Here is a 12,572-nt window from a genome sequence, read left to right on the forward strand (position 1 = left end):
TTATGACCGCTCGGGCTCGCGGGCGACGAGCACGTCGAGGCCGGCGTCGCGGAGTTCGCCGATGAGCACGCCCGGGGCTGCGGCATCCGTCACGAGGGTGTCGAACGCGTCGACCGGGGCGACGCGGCCGAGGTGCACCTCGCCGAGCTTCGACGCGTCGGCGACGACGACCGCGCGCTGCGCGCGGCGCAGCATGAGCGACTTGACGGAAGCCTCGGGGAGGTTCGCGTTCGTGACGCCGTTCCGCACGTCGACGCCGTTGCAGCCGATGATGGCGAGGTCGACGTGCACCTCGTCGAGCACGGACCCGGCGAGCGGATGCACGAGCGAATGCTGGCGCGGCCGGAGGGTGCCGCCCGTGACGACGACGGTGAAGCGCGGGATCTCGGGCTCGAGCTCGAGCGCGATCGACAGGCCGTTGGTGAAGATCGTGAGGTCGTCGAGGTCGGGGCGCGCGCGCAGCGCCTTCGCGACCTGGAGCGTGGTCGTGCCGACGTCGAGGATGACGCTCTGGCCGCTGCGGATGAGCGCGGCGGCGCGCCGCCCGATCAGCCGCTTGGGCACGACGGATGCCTCGAGCGCCTCCTCGAACGTGGGCTCGCGTTCGGGCCGCGGCTCGTCGGGACCCGCGCCCGGCGGGACCGCGCCGCCGTGGACGCGCCGGACGCGCCCCTCGCGCTCGAGCACGTCGAGGTCGGCCCGGGCGGTGACGGGCGTCACGCCGAAGGACTCGCTGAGCTCGATCACGCGCACGAAGCCCCGCTCGAGCACGAGGTCGGCGGCGAGCGTGCGCCGACGGGACGCGTCGCGGGGCGGGCGTTCGGGATCCATGCGATTCATCTTCGCGGGCGTGCGCGGACTTTGCAATACGAAACCATCTTGTTTCTCAAACGAAGATCGCGTAGCGTGACGGCGTGCAGCAGACGGAACCCGGCATCCTCGACCCTCGCATCGCCGTGCGACGCTCGACCCTCGCCGACGGGCGCGAGCTCATCTACTTCGACGACGCCGACACCGTGCTCGGCCCCGACCGCGCAGTCGACGCTCGCGCCCTCGACCCGCGGCCCGCCAATGCCGAGATGCGGCAGGATCCCCTGACCGGCGACTGGGTCTCGATCGCAGCCGCCCGTCAGAACCGCGCGTTCCTCCCGCCCGCCGAGGCCGATCCGCTCGCGCCGCAGACCGAGACCAACCCCTCCGAGATCCCGAGCGTGTACGACGTGGCCGTGTTCGAGAACCGTTCGCCGTCGTTCGGCCCCGAACTGCCCGACTGGGGGTCGTCGACGGATGCCGCGGCATCCACCCTCGCAGACCTGCGCGCCGTCGGACTCGACCGCACCCACCCGTCGCACGGCCGCTGCGAGGTCGTGTGCTTCAGCCCCGAGCACGAGGGGTCGTTCGGCACCCAGTCCGCCTCGCGCGCCCGCACCGTGATCGAGGCGTGGGCGCACCGCACCGCGGCGCTCTCGGCCCTCCCTGGCGTGCAGCAGGTGTTCCCGTTCGAGAACCGCGGCCGCGACATCGGCGTCACCCTCCCCCACCCGCACGGGCAGATCTACGCCTACCCGTACGTGACCCCGCGCACCGAGCGCCTGCTCGCCTCGATCGACGCGTACGGGCCCTCGCTGCAGGCCGACATCCTCGACCGAGAGCGCCGCGGCGACCGCGTGCTCATCGGCGGCGAGCACTGGACCGCGTTCGTGCCGTTCGCCGCGCGCTGGCCCGTCGAGGTGCACCTCATGCCGCACCGCCAGGTGCCCGACCTCGCCGCGACGAGCGAGGCCGAGCGCGCCGAGCTCGCGACGCTCTACCTGCGCCTGCTGCGCGGTGTCGACCGCCTGTACGACACCCCCACGCCGTACATCGCCGCGTGGCACCAGGCGCCCGTGCACGAGCGGCGAGACGAGGTGCGGCTGACCATGCAGCTCACGAGCCCGCGCCGCGCCGCCGAGCGGCTGAAGTACCTCGCCGGCTCGGAGGCCGCGATGGGCGCGTGGATCGGCGACGTCCCCCCAGAGACGCAGGCGCGCGCCCTGCGCGACGCGATCGAAGGAGTCGAGCTGTGACCGACGCCGTGGCATCCGCCCAGCACCGCTTCGCCGAGCAGTACGGCCGGCGCCCCGTCGGCGTCTGGTCGGCGCCCGGTCGGGTCAACCTGATCGGCGAGCACACCGACTACAACGACGGCTTCGTGTTCCCGTTCGCGATCGACCGCCGCACGACCGTCGCCGTCGGCGATCGCGCCGACCGGGTCGTGCGCGTAGCGTCGACGTTCTCGCCCGAGGTCGTCGAAGTGCACCTCGACGAGCTCGCGCCCGACGCGGTCTCGGACTGGGCGGCGTACCCCCTCGGCGTGGTGTGGGCGCTCCGCGAGTTCGGTGCCGACCTCCTCCACGCGCGCGGGGTCGACCTGCACATCGACTCCGACGTCCCGGTCGGCGCCGGACTGTCGTCGTCGGCCGCGATCGAGTGCGCCGTCGCCCTCGCGCTCGACGAGCACTGGGCGCTCGGGTTCGACCGGCCGACGCTCGCGAAGGTCGGGCAGCTCGCCGAGAACCGGGCGGTCGGTGCGCCGACCGGCATCATGGACCAGTCGGCGTCGCTCCTCGGCGAGGCCGACGCGGGGGTGTTCCTCGACTGCCGGAGCCTCGATGCCGACGTGATCCCGCTCGGGTTCGCCGAGGCCGGGCTGTCGCTGCTCGTGATCGACACCCGGGTGAGCCACTCGCACGCCACCGGCGGGTACGCCGCCCGGCGCGCGTCGTGCGAGGCGGGTGCCCTGGCGCTGGGCGTCGAGTCGTTGCGCTGGGTCGACATCGACGACCTCGACCGGGCGCGGGAGCTCCTCGACGACGAGACCTTCCGCCGCGTGCGGCACGTCGTCACCGAGAACCAGCGCGTGCTCGACACCGTTCGCACCCTGCGCGAGCACGGCCCCGCGGCGATCGGCCCGCTGCTCGACGCGTCGCACCGGTCGATGCGCGACGACTTCGAGATCTCGGTGCCCGAGCTCGACCTCGCGGTCGAGACCGCGCAGGCGAACGGCGCGATCGGCGCGCGAATGACCGGTGGCGGCTTCGGGGGCGCGGCGATCGCGCTCGTCGCCGACGACCTCGTGCCGATGGTCGCGGGCGCGGTCCGCGAGGCGTTCGCGGAGCGCGGCCACCGCGACCCGGCGACCTTCACGGTGCACGCGGCCCAGGGCGCGCGACGCGACGCGTAGGCGGCGCGCCCGCACGCCGCACCCCGCACCCCTGGGCCCTCGCCGCACGCCCGCACCCCGCACCCCTGGGCCCTCGCCGCGCGCCCGCACCCCGCACCCCGCACGCCTGGCCCTCGCCGCGCCCGCGCCCTTGGGCCGCGAGTGTTGCGGTTCGCGCCGAGTGTTGCCGTTCCAGCGGCATCACTCGGCGCGAACCGTAACACTCGGCGGGATGAGCAAGGGGTCAGCCCCGGGAACGCCACTCCTCGGCGAGGATCCCGTAGGTGTAGCCGTCGATCCAGCCGAGCTCCGCGTGCCACGAGTCGCGGACGCCGTGCTGCTCGCGTCGCATGCCGAGCCGCTCCATGACCCGCCACGAGGCGACGTTGTCGGCGAAGCATCCGGCCGTGACCCGGTGCAGCCCGAGCTCGCTGAACGCGAGGTCGAGCATCGCGCCGGCGATCGCGGTCGCGAATCCGCGACCGGCGTACGCGGGATCGACGAGGTAGCCGAGATCGCCCTCGGCCCCGCGCCAGGCGTCGCCGTCGGACTGGCCCATGCCGTCGCGAACCTCCAGCGAACCGGTGCCGACCACGACGCCGTCGAGCTCGGCAACGGCCGATTGGTCGCGGGGATCGTCGACGACGCCGAGCCACGCGGTCCGGAACGCGTCCGGGTCGACGGTCGTGCGCAGCAACCACCGGGTCACCTCCGGGCGGTTCCGCCAGGTCAGGATGTCGTCGACGGCCTCGGGCGTCGGCGGGCGCAGCGTCAGCGGGCCGGCCGAGCGCGGCCAGGTCACGTCGGAGGTGGTCACCCGTTCCGCCGTTCGCCCGCTCCCGCCGAGCCCGGTTCGACCGGCGTCGGCGTGCCGCCCGTGATGCGCACGAGTTCGTCGAACGTGGTCGGGAACACCGTCTTCGCGTGCCCGGCCGCGGCCCACACCTCGTCGAACCGTGCGAGGTCGACGTCGACGAACGTGCGCACGGGCGTCGGGTGCCCGACGGGCGCGACCCCGCCGATCACCTGGCCCGTGGCCTCCTTGACGACCTCCTTGGAGGCGCGGCCGATGCGCCCGCCGAGTCGCTCGCCGAGCCACTCGGTGTCGACGCGGTGCGCACCCGAGGTGAGCACGAGGATCGGCTCGTCGTCGAGCGTGAACACGAGCGAGTTGGCGATCTGGCCGACCTCGACGCCGAGCGCGTCGGCGGCGAGCTGCGCGGTCGTCACGGCGTCGCCGAACCACACGATGCGCGGTTCGACGCCCTGCGCCTGGAGCGCGGCGGTCACGCGGTCGACGGCGGCGTGCGAGGGGGCGGTCTGCTCGGCGGACATGCGTCGATCCTACGAGCGGATGCCGCGGCATCCGTCACCCGCGCGCCTGGCCCGGTTCACGGCGCTGCCGTAGGGTGCGAGCGTGACCGACGCCGAGCCCGACCCGACGCCCGAGCCCGCTCCGAGCACGTCCCCGCACGCCCGCCTCGCCCGCCGGCTCGGGCTTCGCGACGCCGTCGCGATCGGGCTCGCCGCGATGATCGGCGCGGGCGTGTTCGCCGTATGGGCGCCCGCCGCCCAGGCCGCGGGGAGCTGGCTGCTCGCGGGCCTCGCCGTCGCCGCGTTCGTCGCGCTCGCGAACGCGGGGTCGACCGCGCAGCTCGCGGTGCGGTATCCCGAGGCCGGCGGGGCGTACCGGTTCGGCCGCGAGCGGCTCGGTGCCTGGCCTGGCTTCTTCGCGGGGTGGGGGTTCGTGGTCGGAAAGACCGCGAGCTGCGCGGCCATGGCGATCACGGCCGCGGCGTACCTCGTGCCCGGGCCGTGGCAGAAGCCGGTCGCGGTGGGCGCGGTGGTCGTGCTCGTCGGGGTGAACGTCCTCGGCGTCACGCGCACCGCGCGGGTGGCGTCGGTGATGGTCAGCGCAGTGCTCGTGGTCCTCGCCGGGGTCGTCGCGGCCGGGTTCACCGCGGTCGCCGCCACGGGCTGGGGCGCGGCCGACGCCGCCGGCGTGTTCGCGGGACTGCACGAGCTCGACGTCTCGACCGCGGGGAGAACGGGGTCGCCCGTCGGCGCGGCCTACGGCGCGCTGCAGGCCGCCGCGCTGATCTTCTTCGCGTTCGCCGGGTACGCCCGCATCGCCACCCTCGGCGAAGAGGTCCGCGAGCCGCGCCGCACCATTCCGCGCGCGATCGGCATCGCGTTCGCGATCGTGGTGGTCGTCTACGCCGCGGTCGGCGCGGCGGCGCTCGGCGCGCTCGGGCCGGTCTCGCTGGCGAGTTCGGCGGCTCCGCTGGCGGACGTCGTGGCCACCGCCGGCTGGCTGTGGGCCGACCCCGTCGTCCGCATCGCCGCGGGCGTCGCCGCACTGGGCTCGCTGCTCGCGCTCATCGCCGGCATCGGCCGCACGAGCCTGGCGATGGCGCGTGACGGCGAGCTGCCGCATCCGCTCACCCGCGTGCACGCGCGGTTCGGGGTGCCGCACGTCGCCGAGCTCACCGTGGGCGCCGCGGTCATCGTGCTCGTGCTGGTCGCCGACCTGCGCGGGGCGATCGGGTTCTCGTCGTTCGGCGTGCTGCTCTACTACCTCGTCGCGAACTGGTCGGCGCTCACCCAGCCGGCGGGCGAGCGGCTCGTGCCGCGCTGGCTGTCGTGGGCGGGGGCGATCGGATGCGTCGTGCTGGTCGTGACGCTCCCGGTCGTGTCGGTCGTGGCGGGGGTCGCGGTGTTCGCGGTCGGGGCGGCGGTGCGCGGCATCCGCGTCGCGATCGCGCGCCGCCGCGCCCGACCCTGACGGCACGGCCATGCCCAGCATCGCGTTCACAGGAGATCCGTCCGTTCGCAGGAGACGAACGCCGCATTCATCCTGCAGATCGACGGATCTCCTGTGAACGCGAGAGGGCGACGGATGCCGCGAGAGCAACGGATGCCGCGGGACGGATGACGCGGCGCGGAGATTGCGCCGCGACCCGGGGGCGGACGCCCCGGAATAGGCTGGGCGCATGAGCGCCGACCCGTCCGCCCGCATCCTGACCATCGCCGACGTGCCCGCGCCGCAGCTCGACGAAACCGCGTTCGTCGCGCTCGGCGCCGTCGTCGTGGGCCAGGTGCGCCTGGCCGCGCAGTCGAGCGTCTGGTACAACGCGGTGCTCCGCGCCGAGGCCGAGCCGATCACGCTGGGCGAGCGCTCGAACCTGCAGGACGGCGTCGTGTGCCACGTCGACGCCGGCTACCCGGTGACGATCGGCACGGGCGTCTCGATCGGGCACCGCGCGGTGCTGCACGGCTGCACCGTCGAGGACGACTGCCTCATCGGCATGGGCGCCACCATCCTCAACGGCGCGGTGATCGGCGCCGGGTCCCTCGTCGCGGCCGGCGCGGTGGTGCTCGAGGGCACCGTGGTGCCGCCCGGGTCGCTCGTCGCGGGCGTACCCGGCAAGGTGCGCCGCGAGCTCACGGCCGACGAGCAGGCGGGCATCCGCCGCAACGCCGAGGCGTACCTCGCGCATGTCGACCGGCACACGGCGCCGGTCGACTGATCAGCCGCGCCCGGCGCCGACGTGCTCGTCCACGTCCGCCGGTCGTCGAGCACCGAACGCCCGTGTCGAGTTCCCGGCGGGCGACGCGACGGATGCCGCGGGCGCCCGCGGCACGAACGCGCCCGTCCCGGCCTGCGCCGCGGCATCCGCAGCCCCAGCCCCCGTGCCGGCGCCCGCGCCCGATCGCCGCAGCAGACGCTGCACTCGGCGCACTCGCCGAACGAGGCCGCGCACCGGGACACCCACGCCCCAGGCGAGCGCGCCCGCCAGCGTACGGTCGTGCTCGCCGAGCATCCGACGCCGCTCGAACGCCGCCCGAAGCGCCCCGCCCGCCAGGTCGTAGCGGCGCTCGAGCGGCGGCAGTGCGATGATCTCGCGGGCCTCGACGAGCGCGGTGAGGCGTCGCAGCCAGTCGGCCGCGTCGGGCTCGTGGAAGTAGTTGTCGGCGAGCCACGCGGCATCCGCATGCCGGAAGCGCCCCGCGACGAGGTCGGTGGTCGACCCGAACAGCCCGGCGCCCTCGAAGACCGTGTTGATCATCGCGGGCGAGACGCCGAAGTCGTCGACGAGCAGCACGGGCAGGTCGAGCGCGATCGCCTCGAGCGCGGCCGTCGAGCTGACCGTGACGAGCGCGGCCGCGCGGGCGAGGTGGGCGGCCATGGGGCCGTCCTCGACGACGAGGTTCGCGGGCACCCGGTCGAGGTCGGCGAGCAGGTCGGCGTAGTCGTGCTCCTCGGCGTGCGTCTGCGCCTCACCGGCGCGGCCGCGAACCTTGACGACGACGCGGTGCTCGGGACGACGGCGGGCGAGCTCGGCGAGTGCGGCGAGGAGCTTCACCCGGTCGGCGCGCTCGGCGGGCACCTTCGCCTGGGCGGCGAAGACGATGTCGCCCTCTACGGGTCGAGGAGGCCGAAGGCCGTCTCGAGCCCCAGGGGCCGGGACCGGGGTCTCGGTACGCGCGCTTCGCGGGCTGCTCGACCACCGGGTTTCGGAGGTCTCCAGGAACGGCAGCGTGGCGAGCCCGAACATGCGGTCGATGCCGAGCGCCCACGCGTTCGCGTCGAAGTCGCGCACCTCGCGACGGCTGTGCAGCACCACGAGATCGGTCTGCTCGCGGTAGATCACGGCCTTCGGCACGGCCGGGACGGTGAGACCCGGGAATCCGCTCAACAGCACCGGGCGGTTCGGGCGCGCGTTCAGGCGCGGGGCGACGACGCGCACGAACGGTCCTCGCAGCGACAGCAGCACGGCGTGCGGGTCGAACGCGTCGAGTTCGGCGTCGAGGTCGTCGAGGTGGCGCACCAGCGTGTCATCCGTCGTGAACGCGGTGCCGGCGAGGGCGTCGGCGAGCTGCCGCGGACTCGGTCGGACGGGTGAGGCGATGACGACGAGTCGTACCTCCCACGCGGGTGGGAGCGTCGACGCGAGCGCCGCGCCCCACTTCACGTACGAGTCGGAGTCGGCGGCGACGAGCAGGCGCCGCCCCTGCGGGTCGAGGAGGCCGCCCCCGGCCGTCTCGAGACCCGGGCGCCCCGTGGCATCCGCTGCACTGGGGGGTCGGGTCTCGTAACGATCCCTCGTTCCTCCCCGACCGCCGGAGCTCACGCGAGCACCCGACGAAGCTTGGCCTTCGGCGCCTCCTCGCCCGGGTAGACACGCTTGACGCCGTCGCCCATCGCGTCGCCGATGATGCGGATGTCGCGCACGAGGTGCTCGAGCCCCTGCGGCTCGAGCGACGCGGAGTGGTCGGAGCCCCACATGGTGCGGTCGAGCGTGATGTGCCGTTCGACGGCAACGGCGCCGAGGGCGACGGCCGCGAGCGAGATCTGGAGCCCGCGCTCGTGGCCGGAGTAGCCGACCGGCACGCCGGGGTACCGGCGCTTGAGCGCGGGGATCATGAGGAGGTTCGCCTCCTCGGGCGGCATCGGGTAGCTCGACGTGGCGTGCATGATCACGAGGCGCTCGGTGCCGAGCACGGTGACGGCGCGGTCGATCTCGTCGAGGGTGGACATCCCGGTCGAGAGGATGACGGGCTTGCCGGTGTCGCGCACCGCCTCGAGCAGCTCGAGGTCGGTCACCGATGCCGAGGCGATCTTGTGCGCGACGACGCCGTACGACTCGAGGTCGGCGACGGCCGGGGCGTCCCACGGCGAGGCGAACCAGTCGAGCTCGTGCAGCGACGCGTGGTCGGCGATCGCGGCGTACTCGTCGCGGCCGAACTCGACGCGGTGCCGGTACTCGAGGTAGGTCATCGTGCCCCACGGCGTCTCGCGAGGCGTGAGCTTCATGTGCTCGGGCGTGGAGATGTCGGGCGTGCGCTTCTGGAACTTCACCGCCTGCGCCCCGGCGCGCGCCGCGACCTCGATGAGCTGCCTGGCGAGTTCGACGTCGCCGTTGTGGTTCAGGCCGATCTCGGCGATGACGTAGGCGGGCTCGTAGTCGCCGATGGCGGCGTGGCCGATGCGCACGGACATGATGGCTCGCTTTCGTGTGGTTCGGTCCCGGCCGCGCCGGGTTCAGCGTGGGACGGATGCCGCGGCGATCGCCTCGCGCTGCAGCCGGGTCGGGTGGGCGGGGTCGAGCTCGCGGGCCTCGCGGGCCGCAGCTCGGGCGTCGCGTTCACCGCGCCAGTCGTCGGTCGCGTCGCGGTCCTCGTCGGCGGATGCCACGGCGCGCGCCGGCGCGGTCGCTTCGCGCGCGGCGAGCACGAGCTCGGCCAGTTCGCGCACGGCGCCGTGGCCGCCGTGCCGCTGGAGCACGTGACGGGCGCGTTCGAGGGCATCGGGCGCGGCATCCGGAACCGCCATGGGCCACCCCACGAGGTCGAGCGCGGGGATGTCGCCGCGGTCGTTGCCGAGGTACGCGATGCGGTCGAGGCGGATGCCGCGCGCGGCGGCCCACTCGCGCAGCGCCGCCCCCTTGTCGGCGAGCCCCTGGATGCAGTCGACGCCGAGCTTCTCCGCGCGGCGGCTGACGACCGGGTTGGCCTCGGCGGAGAGGATGAGCACCGGGATGCCGGCGTCGCGCAGCCTGGCGACGCCCGCGCCGTCGGCCCGCGACACGCGGACCGACTCGCGGCCGAGCTCGTCGACGGAGGCGGTGTCATCGGTGTGCACGCCGTCGAAGTCGGTCACGACCGCGTCGACGTCGACGAACGGATGCCGCGGGTCGGCGACCCACGTGGCCCCCGCCGCCCCGCCCGCTCGCCGCGCGAGCGCCGCGGCGATGCCGCCCGCGAGCCGCCGGTCGACGCGCGGCGCGAGCGCCCGTGCCCGCGCGAGGTCTGCGGCGTCGTCGATCTCGATCGCGTGGTCGGGGTGCACCGACTGGATGCCGATGCGCCCGAAGAACCGGTGCCGTGCCTGCACGAACCCGTCGGTGCGGAAGACGTAGAACGCGCCGGTCTCGAGGAACTCGGGGTTGCGATCCTGTCGCCGCGGGCGGTTGCCCGGGTCGTGGTTCACGCCGACCGCGCTCGCGCCGTCGGCGTCGTCGGCCCGCTCGCGCCACAGGAAGCCGTGCGTCGGCGTCGCCGCGAACACGACATCGCGTTCCCCCCGCTCGACGCGGGTGATCGCGGCGTCGAGGTCGACGGGGTCGATGAACGGCGACGTCGCCTGGATGAAGACGGTGATCGCTGCGGATCGCTGTGCGGGTCGAGGAGCGGCCTCCGGCCGCGTCTCGAGACCCTCGAGCGCCTGCAGCGCGTGCAGCACCGCCGATTCGCTCGACGCCGTCGCTCCGGAGAGCTCCGCCGGACGCACGACGACCTCCGCACCCGCCCCGCGGGCGACATCCGCGATCTCGTCGTCGTCGGTCGTGACGAGCACACGCGCGATGCGCTCCGCGGCGAGCGCGGCGTGCACGGCCCGCGCCACGAGCGGCACGCCGCCGACGCGGGCGACGTTCTTCCCGGGCAAGCCCTGCGAGCCGCCGCGGGCCGGGATGATCGCGACCGCATCGGCGTTCGCGCCCCCCGACCCGCCGCCGGCTCGGGTGCGGTCGCTCGGAGCGCCGGCGCGGTCCCCCGACGCGCCGGCGCCGTCCTGAGCGTGTCCCTTCGCGCTCGCGCCGGCGGCGGTCGCCTCGCTGAGGTCGGTGCTCATGCCGCGAAGCTATTCGCGCCATTCGTCCACCCGGTGCACGCCCGGTGAACGCCCGGCGTCGTTCAGGCAGCGAGCAGATGCCGCGGCCGCGGTCCCTGCACGGCTCGCACACGTCGCGCTGGGCGGTCGCACTTCGGCAGAATTCTTCCGATAGCGGTGCTGCCAAGGCGCGTTGGCTCACTCACTGCACGTTTCGGAAGAAAACTGCCGATATTCGTGTCCGGTGGCGTAGGATCGGGGGGCTGAGTCCGAAATCGGCAGTATTCTGCCGATCACGCTGGGAGGAGCAAGGATGGACATCCCCGCCGACATCGGCCGCGCCATCCGCTCGGCCCGTCGCGACCACGGGCTCACCCAGGAGCAACTCGCCGAACTCGCCCACACGACGGAGCGCACCGTACGGGACATCGAGAAGGGCACGGGGGCGAGCAGCCTCGACACGGTCGTGGCGGTGGCGGCCGCGGTCGGCGTGACGATCGGCGTGGTGCGGTGACGGCGGACCTCGAGGCGCTGCGGCACATCCGCGCGGCCGACGTGCACAAGGCGGGACGGCTCGCGGCCCGACTGACGCGGACGCCCGAGGGCGAGATCGAGTTCCGGTACCTCGACACGTACCTCGCGCACGCCGACGCCGAACGGGTCGCGTTCACCCTGCCCCTGGGCGAGCAGGCGGTGCGGACGGCCGCCGGCTCGCTTCCGCCCTTCTTCGCCGGACTGCTGCCCGAGGGGCACCGCCTCGCGGTGCTTCGCCGCGCAGCGAAGACGAGCGCCGACGACGAGTTGACGCTCCTGCTCGCGGTCGGCGAGGACGCCCCGGGCGACGTGCAGGTCGTGCCCGAAGGGGCTGCACCGGCCGACCCGCCGCCCGTGATCGGTGCCGATGCGCCCGAGCGCCTCGACTTCGAGTCGCTGATCGATGTGCTCGATCGCCACGCGATCCCGGGCGTGCAGCGCAAGGCGAGCGCGTCGATGATCAGCACGCCGCTCGCGACCCGCTCGGGGCGGTACATCCTGAAGCTGAGTCCCGCCGAGTATCCGCACCTCGTCGAGAACGAGGCCCTGCACCTCGCGGCGGCGCGCACGCTGAAGGTGCCGGTCTCGCGAGCGGCCGTCGTGCACGACCGCGACGGCACGCCGGGACTGCTCGTCGAACGCTTCGACCGGATCGCCGATGCCGACGCCGGGTCGGCCGGATGGCGCCGCCTTCCGCTGGAGGACGCGACGCAGGTGCTCGGCCTGCCGCCCGCCGCGAAGTACGGCGTCGACGCCGAACGAGTCGTGACCGGCCTCGCGGCCGTCTGCACCGCACCCGCCGTCGCCGCACGCAACCTCTACCTGCAGTTCCTCTTCGCCTGGCTCACCGGCAACGGCGACCTCCACGGCAAGAACGTCGCGGTGCTGCGAACGGGGGCCGCGCCGGGGCGCTGGACGATCGCCCCCGTCTTCGACATCCCCTGCACACTGCTCTACGGTGACGACTCGCTCGCCCTGCCGATCGCGGGCCGCACGCGGAAGCTGCGCCGGAGGCACTGGCGCGAGTTCGCCGACGCCATCGGCCTGCCCGAGCGGGCGGCCGCCTCCGCGGAGCGGATCGCGCTGCGCGCGGCCGGGCAAGCGGACCTGCGGTCGCTGCCGTTCGAGGGCTCGCCGCTCAACCACGCCGTGCGCGAACTCGGGCTGCGACGCGACGAGCTCACGGCGTGACCGCGCGCTGGGGATAACCGTCCGCACACC

At 74.2% G+C, this 12,572-nt stretch carries 12 protein-coding genes; 6 read left to right on the forward strand and 6 right to left on the reverse strand.

The features are described from left to right. Positions 1-831, reverse strand: coding sequence for a DeoR/GlpR family DNA-binding transcription regulator (locus tag ACULK4_RS13205; RefSeq protein ID WP_445966043.1), 831 nt, complete (start codon positions 829-831; stop codon positions 1-3). 83 nt (positions 832-914) lie between these two features. Between ACULK4_RS13205 and galT the strand changes: the two genes are divergently transcribed. Continuing rightward, positions 915-2,066: a galactose-1-phosphate uridylyltransferase gene (gene galT, locus ACULK4_RS13210; protein ID WP_445966044.1), complete on the forward strand. Its 1,152-nt coding sequence runs from the start codon at positions 915-917 to the stop codon at positions 2,064-2,066. Next, entirely contained in the window at positions 2,063-3,223 is a 1,161-nt protein-coding gene (gene galK, locus ACULK4_RS13215; protein WP_445966045.1) for a galactokinase, read from the forward strand. The genes galT and galK overlap by 4 nt, the downstream gene beginning before the upstream one ends. A 223-nt stretch (positions 3,224-3,446) precedes the next feature. On the opposite strand, the gene ACULK4_RS13220 is transcribed toward galK, so the two are convergent. Both ACULK4_RS13220 and ACULK4_RS13225 read right to left on the reverse strand, forming a co-directional pair. Then, complete coding sequence (locus ACULK4_RS13220) at positions 3,447-4,019, reverse strand: GNAT family N-acetyltransferase (RefSeq protein ID WP_445966046.1); 573 nt, start codon at positions 4,017-4,019, stop codon at positions 3,447-3,449. Then, positions 4,016-4,537, reverse strand: a complete 522-nt coding sequence (locus ACULK4_RS13225; protein ID WP_445966047.1) for a YbaK/EbsC family protein — start codon at positions 4,535-4,537, stop codon at positions 4,016-4,018. Before ACULK4_RS13225 ends, ACULK4_RS13220 begins: the two co-directional genes overlap by 4 nt. An 82-nt stretch (positions 4,538-4,619) precedes the next feature. Here ACULK4_RS13225 and ACULK4_RS13230 point away from each other — a divergent pair, with 82 nt between their 5' ends. Continuing rightward, positions 4,620-5,987: an APC family permease gene (locus tag ACULK4_RS13230; protein ID WP_445966048.1), complete on the forward strand. Its 1,368-nt coding sequence runs from the start codon at positions 4,620-4,622 to the stop codon at positions 5,985-5,987. A 208-nt stretch (positions 5,988-6,195) separates the two neighbouring features. Further along, on the forward strand, positions 6,196-6,732 hold the full coding sequence (locus tag ACULK4_RS13235) for a gamma carbonic anhydrase family protein (RefSeq protein ID WP_445966049.1): 537 nt from the start codon (positions 6,196-6,198) through the stop codon (positions 6,730-6,732). Here the strand turns inward: ACULK4_RS13235 and ACULK4_RS13240 are convergent, their stop codons facing one another. From ACULK4_RS13240 to ACULK4_RS13250, 3 genes are all read right to left on the reverse strand, one after another. After that, on the reverse strand, positions 6,733-8,178 hold the full coding sequence (locus tag ACULK4_RS13240) for a DUF6716 putative glycosyltransferase (RefSeq protein WP_501043318.1): 1,446 nt from the start codon (positions 8,176-8,178) through the stop codon (positions 6,733-6,735). Positions 8,179-8,333: 155 nt separating this feature from the next. Next, entirely contained in the window at positions 8,334-9,206 is an 873-nt protein-coding gene (locus tag ACULK4_RS13245) for an N-acetylneuraminate synthase family protein (RefSeq protein WP_445966051.1), read from the reverse strand. A gap of 42 nt (positions 9,207-9,248) precedes the next feature. Further along, entirely contained in the window at positions 9,249-10,838 is a 1,590-nt protein-coding gene (locus tag ACULK4_RS13250; RefSeq protein ID WP_445966052.1) for a cytidylyltransferase domain-containing protein, read from the reverse strand. Between the two features lie 292 nt (positions 10,839-11,130). Here ACULK4_RS13250 and ACULK4_RS13255 point away from each other — a divergent pair, with 292 nt between their 5' ends. Beyond that, on the forward strand, positions 11,131-11,331 hold the full coding sequence (locus ACULK4_RS13255; protein WP_445966053.1) for a helix-turn-helix transcriptional regulator: 201 nt from the start codon (positions 11,131-11,133) through the stop codon (positions 11,329-11,331). After that, positions 11,328-12,542, forward strand: a complete 1,215-nt coding sequence (locus tag ACULK4_RS13260) for a type II toxin-antitoxin system HipA family toxin (RefSeq protein WP_445966054.1) — start codon at positions 11,328-11,330, stop codon at positions 12,540-12,542. Before ACULK4_RS13255 ends, ACULK4_RS13260 begins: the two co-directional genes overlap by 4 nt. The last annotated feature ends 30 nt before the right edge of the window (positions 12,543-12,572 follow it).

Source organism: Agromyces selenitireducens (genome assembly GCF_052748465.2).

Coding starts and splice junctions, on each gene's coding strand:
- ACULK4_RS13205 (WP_445966043.1), bottom strand. CDS start 831: ATGGATCCCGAACGCCCGCCCCGCGACGCGTCCCGTCGGCGCACGCTC.
- ACULK4_RS13225 (WP_445966047.1), bottom strand. CDS start 4,537: ATGTCCGCCGAGCAGACCGCCCCCTCGCACGCCGCCGTCGACCGCGTG.
- ACULK4_RS13235 (WP_445966049.1), top strand. CDS start 6,196: ATGAGCGCCGACCCGTCCGCCCGCATCCTGACCATCGCCGACGTGCCC.
- ACULK4_RS13245 (WP_445966051.1), bottom strand. CDS start 9,206: ATGTCCGTGCGCATCGGCCACGCCGCCATCGGCGACTACGAGCCCGCC.
- ACULK4_RS13250 (WP_445966052.1), bottom strand. CDS start 10,838: ATGAGCACCGACCTCAGCGAGGCGACCGCCGCCGGCGCGAGCGCGAAG.
- ACULK4_RS13255 (WP_445966053.1), top strand. CDS start 11,131: ATGGACATCCCCGCCGACATCGGCCGCGCCATCCGCTCGGCCCGTCGC.